General features: G+C 47.0%; 28 protein-coding genes and 1 tRNA gene. 17 read left to right on the top strand and 12 right to left on the bottom strand.

Features of this window, described 5'->3' with window-relative positions:
* Nucleotides 1-54 precede the first annotated feature (54 nt).
* Nucleotides 55-330, top strand: a complete 276-nt coding sequence (locus PISL_RS08160) for a hypothetical protein (RefSeq protein WP_011763315.1) — start codon at nucleotides 55-57, stop codon at nucleotides 328-330.
* 44 nt (nucleotides 331-374) lie between these two features.
* Here PISL_RS08160 and tpiA read toward each other — a convergent pair whose 3' ends face one another.
* The 5 genes from tpiA to PISL_RS08135 all read right to left on the bottom strand — a co-directional run bounded on the left by tpiA (nucleotide 375) and on the right by PISL_RS08135 (nucleotide 4899).
* Nucleotides 375-1064 carry a triose-phosphate isomerase gene (gene tpiA, locus PISL_RS08155; protein WP_011763314.1) on the bottom strand — a complete coding sequence of 230 codons (690 nt, stop codon included), beginning with the start codon at nucleotides 1062-1064 and terminating at the stop codon, nucleotides 375-377.
* A 3-nt stretch (nucleotides 1065-1067) separates the two neighbouring features.
* Nucleotides 1068-1412, bottom strand: a complete 345-nt coding sequence (locus PISL_RS08150; protein WP_011763313.1) for a hypothetical protein — start codon at nucleotides 1410-1412, stop codon at nucleotides 1068-1070.
* A 27-nt stretch (nucleotides 1413-1439) separates the two neighbouring features.
* The gene (gene acnA, locus PISL_RS08145; RefSeq protein WP_011763312.1) at nucleotides 1440-4061 is read right to left on the bottom strand and encodes an aconitate hydratase AcnA; all 2622 of its coding nucleotides are present in this window, start codon (nucleotides 4059-4061) and stop codon (nucleotides 1440-1442) included.
* 80 nt (nucleotides 4062-4141) lie between these two features.
* On the bottom strand, nucleotides 4142-4330 hold the full coding sequence (locus tag PISL_RS08140; RefSeq protein ID WP_053240462.1) for a hypothetical protein: 189 nt from the start codon (nucleotides 4328-4330) through the stop codon (nucleotides 4142-4144).
* Entirely contained in the window at nucleotides 4330-4899 is a 570-nt protein-coding gene (locus tag PISL_RS08135) for a hypothetical protein (RefSeq protein WP_011763310.1), read from the bottom strand. The genes PISL_RS08140 and PISL_RS08135 overlap by 1 nt, the downstream gene beginning before the upstream one ends.
* Before the next feature lie 280 nt (nucleotides 4900-5179).
* On the opposite strand from PISL_RS08135, the gene speD reads away from it, so the two are divergent.
* Both speD and hxlB read left to right on the top strand, forming a co-directional pair.
* Complete coding sequence (gene speD / locus PISL_RS08130) at nucleotides 5180-5557, top strand: adenosylmethionine decarboxylase (RefSeq protein WP_011763309.1); 378 nt, start codon at nucleotides 5180-5182, stop codon at nucleotides 5555-5557.
* Nucleotides 5558-5585: 28 nt separating this feature from the next.
* Nucleotides 5586-6194: a 6-phospho-3-hexuloisomerase gene (hxlB, locus tag PISL_RS08125; RefSeq protein ID WP_011763308.1), complete on the top strand. Its 609-nt coding sequence runs from the start codon at nucleotides 5586-5588 to the stop codon at nucleotides 6192-6194.
* A 266-nt stretch (nucleotides 6195-6460) separates the two neighbouring features.
* Here hxlB and PISL_RS08115 read toward each other — a convergent pair whose 3' ends face one another.
* Nucleotides 6461-6676 (bottom strand): ribbon-helix-helix domain-containing protein, encoded by a 216-nt coding sequence (locus PISL_RS08115; RefSeq protein ID WP_011763307.1) that lies wholly within the window; start codon nucleotides 6674-6676, stop codon nucleotides 6461-6463.
* Nucleotides 6677-6725: 49 nt separating this feature from the next.
* Here PISL_RS08115 and PISL_RS08110 point away from each other — a divergent pair, with 49 nt between their 5' ends.
* Both PISL_RS08110 and PISL_RS08105 read left to right on the top strand, forming a co-directional pair.
* On the top strand, nucleotides 6726-7433 hold the full coding sequence (locus PISL_RS08110) for a M14 family metallopeptidase (RefSeq protein WP_011763306.1): 708 nt from the start codon (nucleotides 6726-6728) through the stop codon (nucleotides 7431-7433).
* The gene (locus tag PISL_RS08105) at nucleotides 7433-8005 is read left to right on the top strand and encodes a UbiX family flavin prenyltransferase (protein WP_011763305.1); all 573 of its coding nucleotides are present in this window, start codon (nucleotides 7433-7435) and stop codon (nucleotides 8003-8005) included. Before PISL_RS08110 ends, PISL_RS08105 begins: the two co-directional genes overlap by 1 nt.
* 4 nt (nucleotides 8006-8009) lie before the next feature.
* Here the strand turns inward: PISL_RS08105 and PISL_RS11035 are convergent, their stop codons facing one another.
* A complete protein-coding gene (locus tag PISL_RS11035) occupies nucleotides 8010-8174 on the bottom strand; it encodes a hypothetical protein (protein WP_011763304.1) in 165 nt (54 codons plus the stop codon).
* Between the two features lie 48 nt (nucleotides 8175-8222).
* Nucleotides 8223-9062, bottom strand: coding sequence for a LysO family transporter (locus PISL_RS08100; protein ID WP_011763303.1), 840 nt, complete (start codon nucleotides 9060-9062; stop codon nucleotides 8223-8225).
* 185 nt (nucleotides 9063-9247) lie between these two features.
* On the opposite strand from PISL_RS08100, the gene PISL_RS11385 reads away from it, so the two are divergent.
* Complete coding sequence (locus tag PISL_RS11385; RefSeq protein ID WP_245218367.1) at nucleotides 9248-9394, top strand: hypothetical protein; 147 nt, start codon at nucleotides 9248-9250, stop codon at nucleotides 9392-9394.
* 3 nt (nucleotides 9395-9397) lie between these two features.
* Here PISL_RS11385 and PISL_RS08090 read toward each other — a convergent pair whose 3' ends face one another.
* Nucleotides 9398-10066, bottom strand: a complete 669-nt coding sequence (locus PISL_RS08090) for a phosphorylase family protein (protein ID WP_011763301.1) — start codon at nucleotides 10064-10066, stop codon at nucleotides 9398-9400.
* 62 nt (nucleotides 10067-10128) lie between these two features.
* Here PISL_RS08090 and PISL_RS08085 point away from each other — a divergent pair, with 62 nt between their 5' ends.
* Nucleotides 10129-11082, top strand: a complete 954-nt coding sequence (locus PISL_RS08085) for a M42 family metallopeptidase (RefSeq protein WP_011763300.1) — start codon at nucleotides 10129-10131, stop codon at nucleotides 11080-11082.
* Here PISL_RS08085 and PISL_RS08080 read toward each other — a convergent pair.
* Nucleotides 11074-11757, bottom strand: coding sequence for an acyltransferase (locus tag PISL_RS08080; protein ID WP_011763299.1), 684 nt, complete (start codon nucleotides 11755-11757; stop codon nucleotides 11074-11076). The two genes, PISL_RS08085 and PISL_RS08080, sit on opposite strands and share 9 nt — an antisense overlap.
* Before the next feature lie 48 nt (nucleotides 11758-11805).
* On the opposite strand from PISL_RS08080, the gene PISL_RS08075 reads away from it, so the two are divergent.
* Together PISL_RS08075 and PISL_RS08070 are read left to right on the top strand one after the other, a co-directional pair.
* A complete protein-coding gene (locus tag PISL_RS08075; RefSeq protein ID WP_011763298.1) occupies nucleotides 11806-12141 on the top strand; it encodes a hypothetical protein in 336 nt (111 codons plus the stop codon).
* Between the two features lie 30 nt (nucleotides 12142-12171).
* Complete coding sequence (locus PISL_RS08070) at nucleotides 12172-13401, top strand: coiled-coil domain-containing protein (RefSeq protein WP_053240460.1); 1230 nt, start codon at nucleotides 12172-12174, stop codon at nucleotides 13399-13401.
* On the opposite strand, the gene PISL_RS08065 is transcribed toward PISL_RS08070, so the two are convergent.
* Entirely contained in the window at nucleotides 13398-13694 is a 297-nt protein-coding gene (locus PISL_RS08065; protein WP_011763296.1) for a hypothetical protein, read from the bottom strand. The genes PISL_RS08070 and PISL_RS08065 overlap by 4 nt on opposite strands.
* Before the next feature lie 90 nt (nucleotides 13695-13784).
* Between PISL_RS08065 and PISL_RS08060 the strand changes: the two genes are divergently transcribed.
* The 8 genes from PISL_RS08060 (at nucleotide 13785) to PISL_RS08025 (ending at nucleotide 19968) form a co-directional block, all read left to right on the top strand.
* Nucleotides 13785-15281: a hypothetical protein gene (locus PISL_RS08060; RefSeq protein WP_011763295.1), complete on the top strand. Its 1497-nt coding sequence runs from the start codon at nucleotides 13785-13787 to the stop codon at nucleotides 15279-15281.
* Between the two features lie 157 nt (nucleotides 15282-15438).
* On the top strand, nucleotides 15439-16569 hold the full coding sequence (locus PISL_RS08055; RefSeq protein WP_011763294.1) for a DUF1512 domain-containing protein: 1131 nt from the start codon (nucleotides 15439-15441) through the stop codon (nucleotides 16567-16569).
* Between the two features lie 35 nt (nucleotides 16570-16604).
* On the top strand, nucleotides 16605-16922 hold the full coding sequence (locus PISL_RS08050) for a hypothetical protein (RefSeq protein ID WP_011763293.1): 318 nt from the start codon (nucleotides 16605-16607) through the stop codon (nucleotides 16920-16922).
* 52 nt (nucleotides 16923-16974) lie between these two features.
* Entirely contained in the window at nucleotides 16975-17205 is a 231-nt protein-coding gene (locus PISL_RS08045; RefSeq protein ID WP_011763292.1) for a ribbon-helix-helix domain-containing protein, read from the top strand.
* A gap of 51 nt (nucleotides 17206-17256) precedes the next feature.
* Nucleotides 17257-18720, top strand: a complete 1464-nt coding sequence (gene pheS / locus PISL_RS08040) for a phenylalanine--tRNA ligase subunit alpha (RefSeq protein WP_011763291.1) — start codon at nucleotides 17257-17259, stop codon at nucleotides 18718-18720.
* The gene (locus tag PISL_RS08035) at nucleotides 18717-19250 is read left to right on the top strand and encodes a nicotinamide-nucleotide adenylyltransferase (protein ID WP_011763290.1); all 534 of its coding nucleotides are present in this window, start codon (nucleotides 18717-18719) and stop codon (nucleotides 19248-19250) included. Before pheS ends, PISL_RS08035 begins: the two co-directional genes overlap by 4 nt.
* 40 nt (nucleotides 19251-19290) lie before the next feature.
* Nucleotides 19291-19584, top strand: coding sequence for a hypothetical protein (locus tag PISL_RS08030; RefSeq protein WP_011763289.1), 294 nt, complete (start codon nucleotides 19291-19293; stop codon nucleotides 19582-19584).
* A 30-nt stretch (nucleotides 19585-19614) separates the two neighbouring features.
* The gene (locus PISL_RS08025) at nucleotides 19615-19968 is read left to right on the top strand and encodes a hypothetical protein (protein ID WP_011763288.1); all 354 of its coding nucleotides are present in this window, start codon (nucleotides 19615-19617) and stop codon (nucleotides 19966-19968) included.
* Nucleotides 19969-20355: 387 nt separating this feature from the next.
* Here the strand turns inward: PISL_RS08025 and PISL_RS08015 are convergent.
* Nucleotides 20356-20453, bottom strand: a tRNA-Arg gene (locus tag PISL_RS08015).
* Between the last annotated feature and the right edge of the window lie 91 nt (nucleotides 20454-20544).

Here is a 20544-nt window from a genome sequence, read left to right as displayed (position 1 = left end):
AAACTATATTTAATATACGTTACTTAAGCTAAAAACAAAAACTAAATACACAATATGCTCCCGCTAGATAAGCTTAGAAAACTCGGCAATGGCTATAATGTCGTAATAAGAGGACGTCAGGTAGAAGTGGTTTTTACCACCCCAACTCTTGGAGATGCGGCGTCAGACCCGGAGCTTGGAGACGAGAGAAGAACTATAGTCATAAGAGGTGTTATAGAAGGCGATATGGTAAAAATAATAGATGCATACGTAGAGGATCAATATGGCTATAGAGGTAAAATAGATTTGAGAGATTTAGAGCTTTGGATCGAGTATATAAATAAGTTATAACAAATAGTACGACCCCCTGCTGGGGGCATATGAGCGGCGGGCACCTAAGGCGGCTCCGCCGCGACTGTAAGCGGCTTTGCCAACTCGAAAATTTTCTGGTAGTGGTCTTTAGCCTTAACTGCAGCGCTTGCAAGAAGCACCCCCTTGGTGCCTAGCTTAAGTGCTGCCTCTACATCTTCACCTGTTTCAATACCGGCGCCGGTTATAACTACGACGTTTGGAAAGTGTTTTGTCACTAGCCTTACAGTTTCGATTATTGTCTCAGGTTTATACTTTGAGACAGCTTTGCCGGTGCCTATTAGCTCAGGCGGCTCTACAGCTACGGCGTGGGGCCCTAGCGCAGCCGCCGCAAGACTTGTCACAGGGTCGGGGGCGCATATCACTACGTCTAGACCTATAGACTTAGCTCTTGCAGCCAACTTAGAGAGTTGGTTCAAGGCAAGAGGCGCTTCACTATGATTTAAAATCAGCCCCGACGCTCCGACAGCTTTTATATTATCTACAGCTATATGCGCTGTATAAGCGCCTGGCGTTTCTACATCTGCGCCTTGCGCATACACTGGTATTTCAACAGACTGCGCAACTAGGGCGAGCTCTAAATGGTTAGGCGCCACAGCTATATTTACGCCGAGCTCTTTAGCAACTTTTTCCGCCGCCTTGGCTATTTCCAGTGCCTTTTTGCCTGCAGCCTCGCCATAGGCTTTTAGATTTATAATTAGTATTGGAAACTTCACAACTTATCTAACGATCTGCTTATTAAATTGTATAGTCTTCAACAACGCCAGTGTTGCAATTGCCAGTAGATACAAGAGGAGAGGGACATGTTCTATGGCAAGTCTTCCAAACCCCTCGACAGGAGACCATATCGTACGCGAGACTCTGCCAGCGTTGAAAGAAATTACTAACACAAGCGCTACATACGCCGGCTTAGTCGGCTTATACAATAACAGTATTGCAAATGCTATGTATACAGCGGCTAAAATTATGTTTTCAACTACCAAAGCGGGTGGCAGACCTACGAAATTTATACCTATGTATCCCAGAGATAGAAGAATGAGTAAAGCCGGGAGGAGTTTATCCATAAAAGATGGTTCGTATCTATTTTAAAACTATTTACTCTTTAGAAGTTTATTCAATACGTAGGGCAGAATTCCGCCGTGTTTAATATATTCGACCTCGGCCCAGGTATATATCGCCAACCTAGCTTTAACTTCATCTACACGCCCATCTTTCCTATGTATCCTAACGACCACCTCTTTGCCAGGCGCGAGGCCCTCTGAGAGGCCAATTATATCAAAGGTCTCTGAGCCGTCTAGTTTCAAGCTGTCGACGGTAACGCCCGGCGGCAGTTGTATAGGTATTATGCCAACCATCGTGAGGTTAGACCTATGTATCCTCTCAAAACTCTCTGCGATTACGACTCTAACGCCTAAGAGCTTTGGCCCCTTAGCTGCCCAATCTCTGCTAGAGCCTGCGCCGTAGTTTTTACCTGCGATTACAATCATGGGCACGCCCTCTCTCTTATAGGCCTCTGCGGCGTCATAAACAGTCATTACCTTGCCCTCTGGAAACTTAATAGTCAGCCCGCCGTCTAAGTTGCCGATTTTGTTTTTATAACCCTTGCTAGAGAAGGTGCCGCGGACCATTACTTGCCAATTGCCTCTACGTGCGCCAAAGGTGTTAAACTCGGAGGGTTTTACGCCTAGCGAAAGCAGATATTGGCCCGCCGGATTATCGGCCGTTATGCTACCGGCGGGCGAGATGTGGTCTGTAGTAATGCTATCGCCAAGAATTAAAAGCGGTCTGGCTCCTACTATATCTGCGATTTTCACCTCGCCTTCGAAAAGCGGAGATGGCTGTATATAGGTGTCATCAGCGCGCCATTGATATAACATACCCGCCGGGGCCTCTAAGGCGTTCCACTCGGGCACCAGTTCGCCGGTTTTGCTGTACTTCTCAATATATACATTGGGATTAACCCACTCTTCTACTATGCGGTTTACCTCCTCAGGCCTGGGCCAGATGTCTTTTAGATAGACAGGTTTTCCACTAGAATAGGCCAGGGGCTCTCTCTCGAGGTCTTTTGTCACTGTGCCAGCTAAGGCGTAGGCCACTACTAATGGAGGCGAGGCAAGATACGCTGCGCGGACATCTGGGTGGACTCTGGCTTCAAAATTCCTATTGCCAGAAAGCACGGCAGCGGCAAGAATATCGTGTTCTTTTATAGCTTTTGCGACTGGCTCTGGCAGAGGTCCTGAATTTCCAATACATGTGGTACATCCGTAAGCCACTACGTGGAAGCCTAATTCGTCAAGATACTTCTGTAATCCGCTTCTCTCTAAAATTTCCGCAGCCGCCCTAGAGCCTGGGGCGAAGCTTGTTTTTACATACGGCGGAGGTCTTATCCCAAGTTCTACCGCCCTCTTGGCCACTAGCCCTGCCGCGACCAAGAGATATGGGTTGCTGGTGTTTGTACAACTCGTAATAGCTGCAATTACGACATCTCCATCTCCAAACTGTACTCTTTTACCATCGATCTCAATTTCAACAACCTTTCTACTCCTTTTCTTCCTCTCCTGTAGAAAACTAGAGAAGCTCTTGGGCACTTCGGAGAGCGCCCGTCTCTGCCAGGGCAGAGTCGGCCCTGCGACGTTACGCTCTACGGAAGATAAATCGAAGTCTACGACTTGGCTATACTCAGCGCCTTCTACTCCGCCGAAGACGCCCTGTGCTTCGTAGTATTTCTTAACTAAAGCGATGAGTTCCTCTGGTCTGCCGGTAATCCTTAAGTAAGATAGTGTGTTTTCGTCCACGGGGAAGAGCCCTACTGTTGAGCCGTACTCAGGAGCCATATTGGCAATAGTGGCGCGGTCTGGCACAGAGAGCTTTCTGACGCCTTCTCCGAAAAACTCTACAAATGCGTCTACCACGTCTATTTTACGCAAGAATTCAGTAATTGCAAGCACTATATCTGTTGCCGTGACTCCCGGCCGGGGCTCGCCATATAAATGTACGCCGATAACCCTAGGCACTCTAATTGTAATAGGCTCTCCCAACATTGCAGCTTCTGCTTCCACCCCGCCGACGCCCCAGCCCACTACCCCTAGCCCATTTATCATTGTAGTGTGGCTATCCATCCCAACTAGAGTCTCGAAGTAAGCCAAGTCGCCCTCCGTCATTACGACTTTTGCTAGATACTCCAAATTTACCTGATGTATAATGCCTGTGCCTGGCGGAAATACCCTAAAGTTTTTAAACGCTTGCTGAGCCCACTTAAGGAAGCGGTACCGCTCCTTATTTCTCTGTATTTCAAGCTCTAGGTTTTTTCTAAGAGCCTCGCGACTGCCCCAGAAGTCTACTTGCACCGAATGGTCAATAATTAAATCGACGGGGACTTGTGGATTAATTACTGTGGGGTCTTTTCCCATTTTTACTGCGATGTCGCGCATAGTGGCCAGATCTACAACTGCGGGCACCCCCGTGTAGTCTTGCATTATGACGCGCGAGACTTTGATTGCAACCTCTCCCTCCGGCGCCTTTGGATTCCATCTAGCTAATCTCTCGAGGTGTTCCTTTGTTATATCTTTTCCATCTAAATTCCGCATTACGTTTTCTAATAAGACGCGGATAGAGTAGGGGAGTCTCCCAATGTCATACCCCTCTTTTTCAAGACTCTTGAGGCTGAAATAGCGGTAAGTCTTGCTTCCCACAACTAGCCTTTCGGGTTGCATGGCTTAGAAGGGTATTACTTTAATAAATGGATTTTTTATCAGGAAGCTTTATCTAGTTTCTATACTTGTCTAAGTCTGGACTAGACTTTTTTCTGTGTATTGTATCTAACAACGGCCTCTCTCACTTTTTTTGAATCGCCAACTGTGATCACCGTGGCGTCGTTTATGCGGATAATAGTGCCGCAATAGGGACATTGATGCCGTTGTGCAGTAGCTTTTGTCGCGCTTGCTCTTCCACACTTAGGACACACAACAGCAACATATCTCATCAATACCTAGAATATAGAATGGCTTTTAGCTTTCTTAGAGCTTTTCCAAAGTCGTAAGACGAACACTTATACCGCGCCAATTTTAACTCGACACCGCCTCTCACATCTGGCGTGTAAATAACCTCTGTTGCAAATAGAAGTCCTCTATGTTTTATCACCGCATAGCGTTGTCTCAGCGTAATTCTACCTAACATTTTTACACCAGGCGTATATAATTTTACATATTCCACAGGCGGCGACATCGGCGCGATAGGCTCTACACACACATCTATCCTCTTTACAGCAACTTCGATTGCCAGAGGTGGAGGATTTGGGTGGGATATCGGAGCACAAATTGAGACGTCTGCTAATATATGTCCCCCATGCCACTCTATTAATAACAGACCCAGACTCGGCGGCGTTTCCGATAGACACATAACGGCGTTCCACTCCTCTTCGAGAAAAGTTTTCAGTTGGCAGAGGCGTTCAGACAGCCACTGCTTTATTGTAACTGGCTCGGTGAGATCTATGCGGTATTTCACACGCCTTTGTAAAAGGCCCTGAACATATGCTTTTCTCACCTTCGCCATATGTCTGAATATTTAAAAATAGCAGATTTCGGGGGTCTATGCCGATTTTGTATAGAGAAGAGGAAGAATGGGAAGAAGAAGAGGAGCTGTGGGAGGAATTTGAAGAAGAGTGGGAGGAAGAAGAAGAGTGGTAAAATTTTTCAAAAGTCCTCGGTTTTAACTCTCTAATTTTTTAAACGAGCTTTTAGATATTTTACAAGTATGGTGTCTGCAAGAACAAATCTGTAGTATAAGGGTTTTTGGGGGTTAACTTTTTAAATTGCGAATTTGCGCAGAAAACATGGCGGGGGGCGTGGGGGCTAGGGTAGTAGTGGGGAGACACATCTACGGCAATCTCTATGGATGCGACCCCCAGATATTGAGAGATGAGTCTGCCCTCATTACTATCATCAAGGAGGCAACCAAGATAGCCAACGCCATGCTTCTATCGGTAGGTTCATATAGATTTGGGCCTAACGGAGGTCTTACAGTCTTTGCAATAGTTGCAGAGAGCCACATTTCTATTCATACGTGGCCTGAGTACGGTTTTGCTACTGTAGATGTTTATACCTGCGGCGATCATACAGATCCTAAAGCAGCATTTGACTATATAGTATCAAAGCTGAAACCGCAGAAAGTCGAGGCGTTTTTCGGAGATAGATCGATGTATAAAGAGTAAATTTTTAAATTGACGTTTTTATAATACCATGGTAACATACTTTAAACAGGCATACCTAGAAATTGCAAATTTTATATTAAATGCACTAGATAAAATAAAACTTGATGAAGTCGAGACTTTTGTAAAGACTATAGAAGAGATGTATAGACAAAATAAGAAGATTCTTGTCTTAGGCGTCGGGAGAAGCGGGTTGGTAGGGCGCGCTTTTGCAATGAGACTTAGACATCTAGGGGCTAGGTCCTACGTCGTCGGAGAGACTATCACGCCGTCGGTAGAAGAGGGCGATCTCTTAGTTGCCATATCTGGAAGCGGCACGACACAAGTCGTTGTCGCAGCCGCAGAAGCTGCCAAGAAAATGAAGGCAAGGGTCGCCGCCATTACTTCTTACTACGACTCGCCGCTTGCCAGAGTTGCAGATCTCGTGCTCTTCGTCCCAGGTAGGACTAAATTAGCTGCCATGGACGACTACTTCGCCCGCCAGATTCTCGGAATACATGAGCCTCTTTCACCACTTGGCACACTTTTTGAAGACACAGCAATGGTGGTTCTCGACGCAGTTATTGCAGAACTTATGAAAAGGATAGGCAAGAATGAAAGCGATATGGCAAAGCTACATGCCAACGTAGAAATACCGTAGACTCAGCTTTATGACTAGTACCTCCAAGGCTCCTATTTCCCGCAAGGGGCACTGGAGGGTCTGCGGAGTAAAGCTCTGCCTCAGCCCCACGCTGTGAGCAAGCAGGGGGAGGTCCCCATCTAACGTTGCCCCTCTTATATAGTTCGTTGAATGAAGGACAAGATAAGTGTCGGCCATATTAAATAAATCAGCTTTGTCACCACCGCTCATAAGTCGCCACACACCTGCCTTCATCAACAAGTCCCATAGGCGCTATGCTTAAATTCTTATCTGCCTCTCAGAGTGGGGAAGCTATCTTCTTTCTCATTTAAAACTTCTTGATACTTAGGCTCCTTTATTAGCTCTTCTAACGCTTGTTTTACAAGATGTGAACGGTTTTTGAAAACGCCACGTTCTACCAGTCTATCTACTCTCATCAAAAGCTCCGTGGGAAGTCTCACTGTTATGCGTACCAAGGGGACTTTACTCTTTCTACGCCCCATTACCAATGTCATGTTACGAGTTTTTAAACTATAGAGATCTTGGCGCTTGATGTATTTCCTCCGCCCTGACAAAGCCTTGATGTCAAATACGACATGTGTAAAATACGTCAGATATCTGCTTTCACAATACCTAGGGGGCGGCCCGCTCATATTTGGGAAAGGAGACGAGCCCATATTGGCACTGTCAGGCTTCTACCCAGAAGATTCGCCTGCGGTAAATTTCCTCACCCTTATGCTATACATGTGGAAAAAAGGCATGTTAGATCTTCCGCCTATCGCCGCTGTGCCTATTGTCAATGAAAGAGCTCTCCGCGGATCTCCATACGGCATTGATATATATTTTGACTTTCTTGAACTTAAGAGCCCCGAGACCAGAGAGATTACAGCTTTCTATCACAAGGCGAGGCCGAAGGTTGTTGCAGTGTTTTTAGGCGGTAAGGAGTTTGAGGCTGTCGTTACTACAGACGTGGCAGCCCAGACTTTGGCGCTTAGAAAAATTACGCCATCTCCACACACGCCTGAGGGCGCCGCGGCTTTGAAATATAGTCACGGCGTTGTTTTTAAAATACCGCCCTCGCCAAGGGAATTTAGCCCCCTTTTGAGACATGTGGCGCAGATTCTAAAGATGGCGACATCTCTACCCCCCATTGAGAGACGAGTTGTTAAAGTTGAGAAAAAGGATATCTATATACTCCACGGAGGTAGGGCAGAAGACGACGGCGTTATTATAGACAACGACGTGTATATATACATCTAATGCGGGTTTTTGTAGGAATTACAGGCGCCTCTGGCGTAATATACGGGGTGAAAGTGTTAGAGCTATTGAGGAAAGCCGGCGTGGAAATCCACTTATCTATATCTAAGACTGCAGAAAAAATACTGAAGTTAGAAACAGAGTACGACACGGCATATGTGACTTCTCTCGCCGATTATGTATGGGATGAAAACGACCTAACAGCGCCACCTGCCTCAGGTAGTTTTGGCATAGACGCCGTAGCGATAGTGCCCTGTTCCACAAAGACACTAGCCGCAATTGCAAACGGCGTGACACTTAATTTAATTACAAGAGCCGCCGAGGTGGGGCTTAAGGAGAGGAAGAGGGTGGTGTTAGTCATTAGAGAAAGCCCCCTCTCTCTAATCCACATAAAAAACATGGAACTTGCGACTATGGCTGGCGCAGTGGTTATGCCGGCGTCTCCAGGTTTTTACACAAGGCCGAAGGATCTAGATGAGTTAGTAACAACTTTTGCAGGCCGCGTGTTAGATGTCCTTGGGATAAAACACGAGTTCACGCCGAGGTGGAGAAGACACGAGAAAAGTTTGAAATAGGGCGCTAAGAGGCTCCGTTGCTACCGACAACAGCCTTTAGAAGTCTGGCGATATGAGGAGCTTGTTTTTCAAGAACCTTAATGGCGTAGTAGACGTCGTCATCTGGTCTTATGCCGTAGCGCAGTAAAGACACTGCAGAAACCCCTAGCAGATCCCGCACTCTTAACATTGTTTTTTCGAATTTTCATTTTTTAATTAACTATCGGTACACCCCCCTCTATCTACAACAACTATAGACTTGATGTACTATAGGGACAAGTGTTGGGACTATAAATGTTAAAATTACACCGTTTGTAAAAGCATAGAGTGAAAAAGAGGGGCCGTATAGCGCTATGTAAAGAGGAAGGGTATTATCCATAGTCGTCGCGCCGCCGATAGCCAATATACTCACCTTCCCAAATCTTCTAGCTAATATAGGCCCGAGGAGAAATGTAAATTGTTCACGGAGGAAATTCGTCAAGAGGCCGTATGCCCCTCCGGTTTTATCGCCGGCGTTAGCAAGATACGGCCCTGTGAAGCTGTACCAACCCATGCCAAAAGCCACAGCCGGTGTTATATTTAGAGTCGTAGCGAACAAGAAACCTACTATACCTGCGCCGAGAAGCGCCGCCGCTGGCGCAAGAAGCACAGCCTTTTCTAATCTAATGCCTACGTTAGCCATGTCCATCCCAGCGGTAAATAGAAGAACTAGAAGAAGAGGATCTATCGCCAAGACGTAGGGAATTTTTATGAATATGCCTGTTATAAAACCTGCCGCCAGCGCTATAGAAACATACGCCGAAATAGAGGGCATACCAACGGGGCCAACGCGGCTTGGTGCGTCAAGAAAAGAGCCGAGGAGACCTGTTACCAAGACCAAGGCAAGCGCGTAGAGAATAGACACAGCGAGGAAAACCCCTACGCTTTCAAACACCTTGTCTGCGGTATTGGCGGCGACGACAAACACAAGCAGTACGACAAGCGCTGTAAAAATTAACGCCGGCGGTCTCCTCCTTAGAATCTTCCCCGCTATATAGCCGATAACAATAGGCAACATGTATTTAGTAACTTCTATCATGCGCCACAGCCTCTTCAGTGTCTTTTAAAACGTTATATAAAATCGTGAGACATCTGAGAGAGGGTTCACTAAAACTTTTAATCAACAGGAAAAAACGGTTTTTAAAAATAGGCAGAGATATTTATAGCGAGATTTCTGAAATAGAATTAAGTATCTTACTTACTGTACATAAAGTAAGATGTAATATGTGTAATATCTATTTGACAATTAGAAACTTGGGCTATATACGATTTGGAAAAACTGTTGAATTAGCATTGTGTGATAAATGTTTAAGAGACTACATAGAGTATACCAAGGAAGTTATGAAAGAGGCCGTCGCTTCTGATAGATGATGACTATGTTATAGTCTCTATAACACGGCGGAAAACCTCTATGAACCTCCCGCGGAGGTCTATAACCTCGTGTCGACCTACGATGTTTGATATGACTAAGACACAGCCGACTTTAAACCCGCGAAGCCAGCCCAGTGCCATAGCTGTCGCACACTCCATCTCAACTGCCAAAGCGCCACGTCTCTGCCAAAATTCCACAAATTGGGGATCTTCTGCATAAAAAGCGTCGCTAGATACTACATAACCAATAGGCGCGTTGAGCGCCTGCGCTAATTTTACTGTGAGATACGGATCTGCGGAAAGAGGAGGGCTATAGCCAGGGAAGTACGCGTTTAAAAGCCCGCCCACAGGCGCCGCCGCTGCTGCTGCTATTAACACATCGCCAATTTTTAGATCGCCAAAAGAGCCCGCAGTCCCTATTCTTACGAAGACCTCCATACCCAACATCTTAAGTTCCTCTAGTGCAATAGCTACAGAGGGCCCCCCAATGCCATGTGCCACTATAGACACAGCCCTCCCCCTGACGTTGCCAGTATATACCAAATATCTATTTTCATTAACAAGCTGCGACTCCTCCATTAGAGAGGCAAATAGCTTAGCTCTAGCTGGATCGCCCACCCCTATTACGACAGGCGCTATCTCTCCCGGCTTAGCCCATATGTGGTATGGCACGTCGTTGTATACATCGGAGTATATAACGAAAATGTATTATATCTAAGTTTTTCGAAAACTACATGGATTTAGAAACTCTAACAAAGGCATTTGGCGTTTCGGGATTTGAAGAAGACATCCGCCAGAAGATACTCTCTGCAGTCTCTAACGCAGAGGTCGACGACTTCGGCAACGTCATAGCTATGGATAAGTCTAAAGTCGCCTTTGTAGCACATATGGATGAGGTAGGTCTCTTAGTGACTTCCATAGAGGAAGACGGGAGGATGAAGTTTAGAAAAGTAGGCGGGATAGACGACAGAATCCTCCCCGGATCTTCAGTTGTGTTATATGGAGATGGGTTTAGAGTAGAGGGAGTCATCGGCATAGCCCCGCCACATTTCCAACAGCAACAACAGACTCAAATCTCTTGGCAAGACCTATATATAGACATAGGAGCTACCAGCAGAGCAGAAGTAGAGTCCATGGGTATAGGCCCTATGACACCCGCCGCGTTTTCAAAGAGATATGTGGAGATGGGCAAATATATCTCAGCTACGGCGTTAGACGATAGAGCGGGGTGTTGGACACTTGTGGAGTCATATAGGAGGGGCGCCCAAGCGACGTATGTATGGAGCGTCCAGGAGGAGCTGGGGCTCCTCGGCGCCCGCGCGCTTTCAAAAAAACTAGAGGGTAAATACGTCGTTGTGGTAGATACGACGGCTTGTTGCCATCCCAATTTTACGGGCTCTGCAAAACCGGGGCAAGGCCCCGTGTTGAGGATATTTGATAACTACGGCGCCTACAACAATAAGCTGGCGAAAAGGATTTTAGAAATCGCAAAGAAACGCGGCATACCTATTCAAATAGGCGGGGGAGGCGGAGGCACAGACGCCGCGGCGTTTTTTGTCTCAGGCATACCCGCCGTATCTATAGGCATATTAAGCAAGTATTCCCACTCGCCAGTTGAGATGGTGCACAAAGACGACCTTAGATACACTGTTGAGCTCCTTAACGCAATTTCAGAAGAGCTACGCTGACTCTTCGTAAATAGCTTTTTTCCTCAGATATTCTTCAGCCTTTCCAATAACTCTGGCGGGGACCCCCGCCACTACTACGCCTGGAGGCACATCTCTAGTTACAACAGCGCCGGCAGCTACCACAGCCCCCTCTCCGATCTCAATCCCAGCTAACAACGTGGCATTTGCCCCAATTACAGCCCCCCTCCTAATTATGACGGGGGCTAGTCTTTTACTAGGCGGATACTTATCGTTTGTAATCACGGTGTTAGGACCTATGAAGACCCCCTCCTCAATAACAGTCCCATTTGGAATATAGACCATGGACTGTATCCATGCCCCATCTCCAATTTTAACCCCCCTCTCTACTACAGACAGTGTGCCGATTCTCACATTTTTCCCAATTTTCGTATCTTCTCTCACCAACACGTTGTGGCCAAATTCAACTCCGTCTCCAATCTCGACGCCTTCGTAGATAACAACTCCAGTCCTTACTACAACAGCCTCGCCCAACACCGCCCCCTTGCTGACGTCATCTGGTGTAGAAAAGCCCTGTAGTATCTTTTGACGTATTGGATAGCCGATAACCGCTGTATCTATAAAACTACCCCTCCCAACTATACTGGGGCCATATATGTATGCATCAGGCGAGACATATTTAGCATAGATCTTTGCCTTTGGTGAGATAAAGCCCATAGGCCGCCAATATGCGTTACTTATAAATTTCTACACAAGGGAGACGGCATGGCTGACGAACTCGGCGTGCCGGATTATATAGTTGAAGTCCTTGCAGAGTTAAGGCAGTTGAGACAAGACGTCGTAAACCTACGGAGAGAGATAGCGGAGCTCTCCAAAAAGCCAGCTGAGCCGCAGCCCCGTGTCACAGATATAGACGTCGTGATATCCGCCCTTAGAGAAGCTGTAGAGAAGTTAAACGCCGCCGCCGCTGCTATGATAGAAAACGCAAGCTTGATAAGAGCTGTAGTAGCTGAAGATAGGTTGAAAAGAGACGAAACTTGTATGGCTGTGTTAGAGAAGTTAATAGCTCTACAAGAGACTCTTAACAAAGTTTTAAAGTAAACAAATATATACTCTTGCCAACTTACTATTGTGTTTAGGCGTGAAGACGCCAGTAGAAAAATAGACGAGATATTGTCTAAAATATCCACAGACGTCTCTACTCTATCTTCTCGTATAGACGAGATGCGAAACGCGGTAATTGCCGAAGTCAAAACCAACTCTCTAGATCTAAAAAAATCTGTAGAAGGCTTGGCGTCGCTTCTAAGCAGAATTTCAAAAGACTTGGCCGAGGGGACGTCTCAACTCAATAGAGTGATTAGCCAACTCGATGTCTCTGCCAATAGGCTATCAGAGCTCTCTACAGTTGCCGAACGTCTCTCTGCGTCGGCAAAAGCTGTAACAGACGCCACAAACCAATTCATATCTGTGGCCGAGAGGCTAGATGCCGTAGCTGGAAAAGTAGAGAGTCTCGCAGAGCAATTAAATGCGATAAAGAACTTAAGCGAGCAGATAAGATCTGTCGCTTCGGCTATGTTGGAGTTGATGAGAGATTTCGGCGCCAAGATGCAAGAGTATGAGACAAAGATTAGACAACTTGCTTACAAAGAGGCAGAACTCAAAACAAGAGAAGAAGCGCTTAAGAAAAGAGAGGGCGAACTCGCGCTAATGTTAGAAAATATAAAGAAGATAGTAGAGCTGGCAGATCCCACAAAGGCGGCTCTTGAAGAAACTAAAAAAATGCTCACGTTGTTATCTGCAAGAGGTCAAGAACTGGCGCAGAAGGAGGAGGAATTACGCAAGTTAAGAGAGGAGCTCCTCCGTAAGGAGTTTGAACTTAAAAAAACAGAGCAAGAGCTGGCAGTAAGACAGAGACAGTTGGCAGAGCAAGAGGAAAGGACTAAAGCTCTTATTGCACAGGCTGGAGAGGTAGAGAAAAAACTCGCAGAGCTCTCCCAGAAGGAGAGAGAACTCGCCGAGGTACAGGCGGCGTTAGAAAAGAAGAGACAAGAGCTTGAGGAGCTAGTTGCCAAATACAAGATGTTTGAAAACGCCGTGGCTAAAAAAGAGGAAGAGTTAAAAAAGCTGGAAGAGGCTGTGAGAGCAAAAGAAGTAGAGCTTTTAGACAACTTAGGCAGATTTGCCAAGAAGTTAATCGAAGAGGAACAGAGACTAAACGAGTGGGAGCGCCGTCTCCTAGAGCAGGAACGCGAAACACTAGCATTTTACAGAAGTCTCCTATTGAGAGAGGCTATGCTTACACAACTAAAGGCACAGTTAGAGGAGTGCAAAAGCCGGCTGGGGGGACAGGACAAGTCCTAGGGCACAAAGGGGAACAACGCCTTTAGAAAACCATAGGCCAAAACTCCAGCCGACATAATAAATGCTATGATCAAAAGTATCTGCAACATCCTATACTCTGCCCTCTCCCTCTCTTCAGAAGCTATGTCTAATGCTGCAGAAACGTCTTTTAGAGCAAGTCTAAAAAACACAACGGCTATGATTAAAAAAACAATATCTAACGCGGCGGCTACGGTTTTCTCAGCCCCCATCAATAGGAGGCCTAACGTAAGCACGCCGATTAAATAGAGAATTGCATAAAGAGACCACTTCACACGGCAGACACCACGTCTATATTTAAGAGTTGTGCTAGAGATGTATTAGTTTTGTACATTGCCTATATATCCACAGGGCGGCGTAGTTACATGTTGGGTTTTTTATTCATCTTGATAAATACGACGGCGATAGCCGTGCCAATTACATCTATCCCATTTATCTACACTACGTCGCTTGGCGGCTGTGCCAACTTCTCGGCATATCTAGACCCCCTCACGCCCTGGGGGATAGCGTCTGTATACGCCATATCTAACAACGGCGTTCTTACACAACCGACTCTAGACCACTACCCAACGCCGAAGTACTTAAGGGGGAGGATCTGCGGCGACTTTGTGACAGTTAAAGTAGACAGATGGAGGAGCCTAGCCCCCCTCGTCCCCATATCTATAAAAGGGGAGGACTCCGCCTATTTATACCAAGGCGTGCCCTATGTGATAAATGGCACGGCAGTTATAAAAATAAAATCTTTCACGCCCCCCCTCGTTGAGGGGAGGTATGTATACAAAGTAGGCTCGACATCAGCATTTGGAGTATACATCGAGAAGTACATCGTCTACGACACGGCACAGGTACTAGCCTACGGAATAGCCAATATTACATACATCAGTCTTTCCGACGACAAGCCAGATTACTATGTGGAAATACCAACGAGAGGCGTTAAGATAGAGGGCGTAAAGCCCTGGGCCCCAGATTTTCAGCTTTACTTCGCGCCTAACCAAACTACAGTAGTCGGCAGACCCCGCCTCGTAGTTGAACAGATAAAAATACCTGTGTTGGGCGAATGCAGAGGAGTAGCCACGGTAGTAAATCCGTTGGAGAGACCGCTTAGAGTCTATGTAAAACTTGAGACTGGAGAGGAATACGCCCTCTCTTTCTATTATCTGCCCGATAATATAACTACGTGGAGACTTCGCGAAGTAGTAGCAAGAACAATAGATGGACAAAACCTGCCCGTCTACCTAGTAACAACAGACGACGGAGCGTCAGTTGGGCTATGTGTTGTAGAGGGGGTGTCGTATTTTGTCTACGTAAAGACAAATAGTACAACATATCGATACCCCGCCGAGGTTAAAAACGGCGTTGTAGAAGCCTTCACCGATCTAGTAAAGCCGAGAGTCATAGCGCCCGGCTTTAACGCCACAGTAGAGCCAGACGTGGTAAAAACAGGCTCTAACGTCACAGTTAGGCTATATTACAACGGCACTTTTGTAGCAGAGTTTATAAAAAAGGCGTCTCCAATAATAGTGATAAACGTCTCTTCGCTATTTCACAAGATAAAAGTAGTAGATGCGCTTGGCTCTCCCTTGACCACATTTACAATATACGTCGGGAGTCTCAAGTTCTATGGACACAACGGCGTGGCGGAGATAATACCCGTAGAGGAGAGAGCGGCAGTAGAGATAAACGGCGTTAGATATCTAGCCCAGATACGGCCTGAGATAAAAGTGCCGACACTTACGCAAGAGAGCTTTCTAAAAATAGCCGCTGCGGCTACGACAGTGGGAGTAACCACAGCGTTTGCCCTAAGGAGAAAAGAGCCCCGGGCTACAAGAGAGAAAATAGAACGCGATGTAGTAGAAGTTTAGCTTTTAACTCCACAGGCATAATACCGACGTGATGAGGGGATGTATTTGCGATTAGTGAGCAAGTCCTCGATCGCTGACTCTGTAGACACTGCAAGCGCATTGCCCACGGTAGCCGAGCCGGGGCGAACTTTTTTAAGTCTAAAAGGACTGTACTGTGATGTATATCCAAGCCACGGGATACGACCCAATGTGGTATATACTATCTATGTTGATATGGTTTGCGTTAATTTTCATGTTGCAAGACCTCCAGATGTGGAGATATCTAAGTCAAGTAAGTGGCTTTTTATCATACCTAGGCCAACTCCTCAACACAGCGTCTGCAAACGTGCTCGCAGCTCTTGAAAAATCCAAGAAAAGAGAGGTCCAGAGACAAGACCTTGAGAAAACCCTTAGAAAGATGGTAGATTTTGCAGTTATCGAACCTACGTCGCTAGACCCCAGCGGAATTGTGCCAAAGTATAAACACATTTTGTCTACATATGTAGAGACTTACGAACAGGAGATACGCCGGTTGGTAGAAGACGGCGTCACAGTCAAAAACATGGCCACAGCAGTAGAGGCCCTTAGATATATGAACTTCATATACAAAGTAGTAGACCATTATTATAAAACCGCCAAGAAGTACAAGGCCTTCTACTTAGTTATCCAACTAACGATGTTACTTCCACTACTTAAAGAACTTACAGATACAGTAAACGAGGCAGTCAACTCTTTTATTAAGGGTATGCCCATCGGCGATAGCGCAGGCCCCCTAGTGGCATATAACGTACTTAGCCGATGTCAACCACGTAGATATCACCACGTGGTAAAAGACACAGTTATCGCCGAGTGTGAATACGAGGGGCGGAGGCTTTATATAATTAAGGCCGAGGGGCCGGGTAGCACTGTGGGGAGGTTAGACGAGGCGGTTGAATATGTATTTGAAAAACTCAAGGCGGCGCCTAAATATATAATAACTGTAGACGCCGCCCTTAGACTAGAGGGTGAGAAAACTGGGGAGGTAGCTGAGGGCATAGGCGTGGCCATGGGCGGAGTGGGGGTGGAGAAATTTAACATCGAGACCTACGCCACAAAATACGGAGTGCCCCTCTACGCATTTCTCATAAAGATGCGCCAGTCTGAGGCGTTAACTATAATGACTAGCGATATTTACAACGCGGTTCAATACACTACAAAACGTGTGCTAGACTTTATAGTTACACAGACACAGATAGGCGACTCTGTGTTATTAATAGGCGTGGGCAACACAGTCGGCGTAGGCCAACCGCCTGAGCTTGTGGCAGCTTGATAGTTATCTATTTAAAAACGTGGCTTAGATAAGCTGTGAGGTTAAAAGCGCCATTCCTCAGAATGATCCTACGGAATAGTTACATGGAGTTGGAAATGAAAGACGTGGTGATTTTTGCAGAAGCTGGGAAGAAGGGGCTCTACGCAGAGATATATATGGACGACATTGGCTATATATATGAAAAAGGCAGGTGGCAATCATACGACGGCGAGGGTAAACCCAAGGCTATAACACCCCAAGAGGCGGAGAAGTTGAGAAAACTGGCGAAAAAACTCTCGACATTGCCTAAATACTATGTGCTCGACTTATTGGTCAAGGCGCTTTCTTCAATAAAGGCCGAGGCCGAGATATGACGGCCATAATACCTGGAGAAGACCTTTATTAACGCAGGTATTTACAATATCCATGCCGAGGAGCAAGAGCCAGGATAAGATGTCGCTAATATCTGTACACGTGCCCAAGAAGATGTTGGAGGAACTCGACGAGTTAGTGAGACGGGGCATATTCCCCAATAGAAGCGAGGCTATAAGAGCCGCCCTCCGCGACTTGTTATACAAAGAGGTTTTTAAAGCAAGGGCGCCTAGAGAGGAGGAGAAAGAAGAAGAGCTTCAGATACCTTTTATAAAAGGCAGATAGCCATACCCCCCTCCCAATTCTAAATATTAATACACAGCTTTTAATCTGCCTATGTTTGTCCTCCCTATAATATACGAGATTTTAAAAAGGGCGCAAGACTGGCGACTTTTAGACGATATAGCACGCGAGCTTGGGACGCCGCCAGAGAGTTTGATGAGGTATATAGAGGAGGGGAGGGCGCGAGGCGTTTTGTATGTAGATAGGAGAGTCGTAGAGAGTTTTATACTGACGGAAGAGGGGCAGCGGCGTGTTGCAGAGGGGCTTCCGGAGTATAGACTGTTGAAGAGCGCAGTTTGCGAAGGCGGGAGGTGTGTAATAGACCTTTCGCAGCCTGAGGTAGAGATAGCACTTGCAAATCTTGCGAAAATAGGCATAAGGCCGAAGGGCCGCGTCTTAGAAATAGACGAAGAGACATATAAGAAGGCGCTTGCGATAGTAGAGGAGAGACAGAGGTTTTTAACAGCTCTAGACTCTGCGCCACGTGAAATTCTACAAGAGTTCCTCAGGCGGAAGCTTGTAAAACGGGTTGAAAAAACACAGATATTTATCAAAGCGGCCGTGCCTATAGACGCCGTACGGCCTGCAGAAGTAAAAACAGCTCTCACAAGTGAAGATATCACAAGCGGCAGATGGCGCGACTATATTCTAAAACCCTTCGACCTCTCCATAGAGCCCCCGGAGTATCCAGCCCCAGTCCCCCACTTTTTCAACGAGTTTCTAAACTACGTGAGAGAGGTCATGGTGGGGCTTGGCTTTGAAGAGGTAAGGGGGCCCATACTAGAGGTGGAGTTTTGGAACTTCGACGCGTTATTCCAAGCCCAAGACCACCCGGCCAGAGAAATACACGACACTTTCTACGTAGAGTGGGACGGCCCCGTGGAGCAACCGCCCGCCGAACTCATGGAGGCTGTGAAAAAAGTACATGAAGAAAAGTGGCAATACAAATGGGACCCCAAAAAAGCCCTAAACCTAGTCCTAAGGACACAGACCACCGCCACTACGATAAGGGCGCTGGCAGAGAGAGGCGACGGGGAGTACAAGGTCTTTACAATAGGCAGAGTCTTCCGCCCAGAGAAGCTGGACCCCAAACACAGCATGGAGTTCCACCAATTAGACGGCATAGTGGTGGGGCCGGGCCTAACCTTTAAACACCTCCTGGGCCAGCTGGAGCAGATAGCCAAAGCCCTGGGCATGGACAGAGTCAAGTTCAGGCCGGCCTACTTCCCCTTCACCTCCCCCTCGGTGGAGGTATACGCAGAGCATCCCAAGCTGGGCTGGGTAGAGTTCGGCGGAGCCGGCATATTTAGGCCCGAGGTCACTGAGCCCCTCGGCGTGAGGAAGAGCAGAGTGCTGGCCTGGGGCTGGGGACTAGATAGAATAGCTATGATAATCCTCGGCATAGACGACATCAGAGAGCTATTTACAAAAGACCTAGAGAAGCTACAGGAGTACTACAGCCGTTGGGTTAAATACAGAAGAAACATCGGCAGTAGAGGCATACGGTATACAATATGAGAGCCCTCTTTCCCGGCCGCTTCCAGCCGCCGCACTGGGGCCACATATATGCCATAAGAGAGATATTGAAAGAGGTAGACGAGGTAGTTATAACAGTGGGCTCGGCCCAGTTTAACTACATAGCAAAAGACCCCTTCACAGCCGGCGAGAGGATATGGATGCTCAGAGAGGCCCTCAGAGAGGCCGGCGTAGACCTATCCCGCGTCTGTACAATCCCCATACCAAACGTCGAAAACAACCTCGAGTGGCTGGGGAGGGTGAAATCATACGCGCCCCCCTTCCAAGTGGTGTACACCGGAAATCCATACGTCGCACTCCTCTTCAGAGAGGCGGGGTACGAGGTGAGACAACAGCCCATGTACCAGAGGGAGAGGTACAGCTCCACCAGAGTGAGAGAGCTTATCATAAGGGGGGACCCCCAGTGGGAGGAGCTCGTCCCCAAGTCAGTAGCCCAGATAATAAAGGCCATAGGCGGCGTCGAGAGACTGAGAGTTGCGGCAACCGGCGAGGCGGAGCCACACAAGTGGTGAAAATATACAAAGCCTATAAAAAAGAGACGTAGATATAGATATGGACGAACGCGCCGTACTTGAAAAACTAGACAAATTCCTACACACAGTGAGGTACGACGGCTTCCGCGTCCTCTTCGTCCTCTACTTCGTAAACCAGAGGATAAAATGGGCAGACTTCATAGACACCCTCGACTACGGCTACCTAGGCTCCTCCTTCTACATGGCGGCGCTCAGACTAGAAAAACTAGGCCTCGTCCAGAGAAAACGCCTAGACATAAAGACTTTCGTCAGAATCACAGACAAAGGCAGAAAACTCGTCGAATGTCTAATGCCGTACGTCACAGAGCAATAAAGACATAAAAACAGAAATAGATTTGCCTCCATGGACTGTCTAAAAGAAACCATAGAGAAGTTTAGAACAGTATTTGGAACAGAGGCTCTAGTAGACATACTACAGACAGAACAGGGAGTCATAACGGCGAGATTCCACGGAAACATGTGCTACACCTGCGGCACCATAGACTACTTCGAAGACTTCGCCAGTATGTACAGCGAATGCGTCGGAGAGGAGTGGACAGTCGAGTCATACCAACAGAACCCCGACGGAAGCTACACAGTCATATTCAAGCCAAAAAGAGAACTCAAGACTAGAAAGAGACATATAAAAATCGTCATAGACGGCGCCGAGATAGACTATATAGTAGAAATCCCGACGGCAAAACCCAACAACTTCTAAAAAACTTTAATTTAGAAAATACCTACCTTAACCATTATTCTCGTAGTTTCGTACGTCTTTATCACCTTCATACCCTTCTTCTCTTCTTTCGTCTTCTCTTCAGTCTTCTCTTCCATAGCACAAAGAAACGTCCAGTATTTAAAAATATACGGTGTATATTGTGTCCCCTCACGGTGCCGGCCTTCCCCGGGGACTCGGGACTCGCCTCCGCCAGACGCCCTGGTGGGCGGGGCGGGGGGCCCGGCCGTGCCCAGGCGGATGGGCTCGGCAAATGTAGCAATCGGCCGGGTCCCCAAGGCCGATGGGTTCATAAGTGAAGAAACTTACGAGGTTAAAGTGTGATGGTTATCGGAAAACGGGTTGTTTAGTCTTTTCTATCAAGACTTGTGGCGGGCCCGATGGGATTTGAACCCACGACCTACGGCTTAGAAGGTTCGGCGGACCTGTGGTCCTCCGCCGCTCTATCCAGGCTGAGCTACGGGCCCTTGGTCTTCTGAATTTTTCCGTTTTATAAACTTTACAGAGACTTCAAAAGTCGTTACCACGGAGCCCCCCTCCGTCGGTAAAGCCAACCGG

It is taken from the genome of Pyrobaculum islandicum DSM 4184, from assembly GCF_000015205.1.
Taxonomy (GTDB): domain Archaea; phylum Thermoproteota; class Thermoprotei; order Thermoproteales; family Thermoproteaceae; genus Pyrobaculum; species Pyrobaculum islandicum.
Note: the sequence above shows the minus strand (reverse complement) of the source record. Positions and strands in the feature narration are given on the sequence as shown.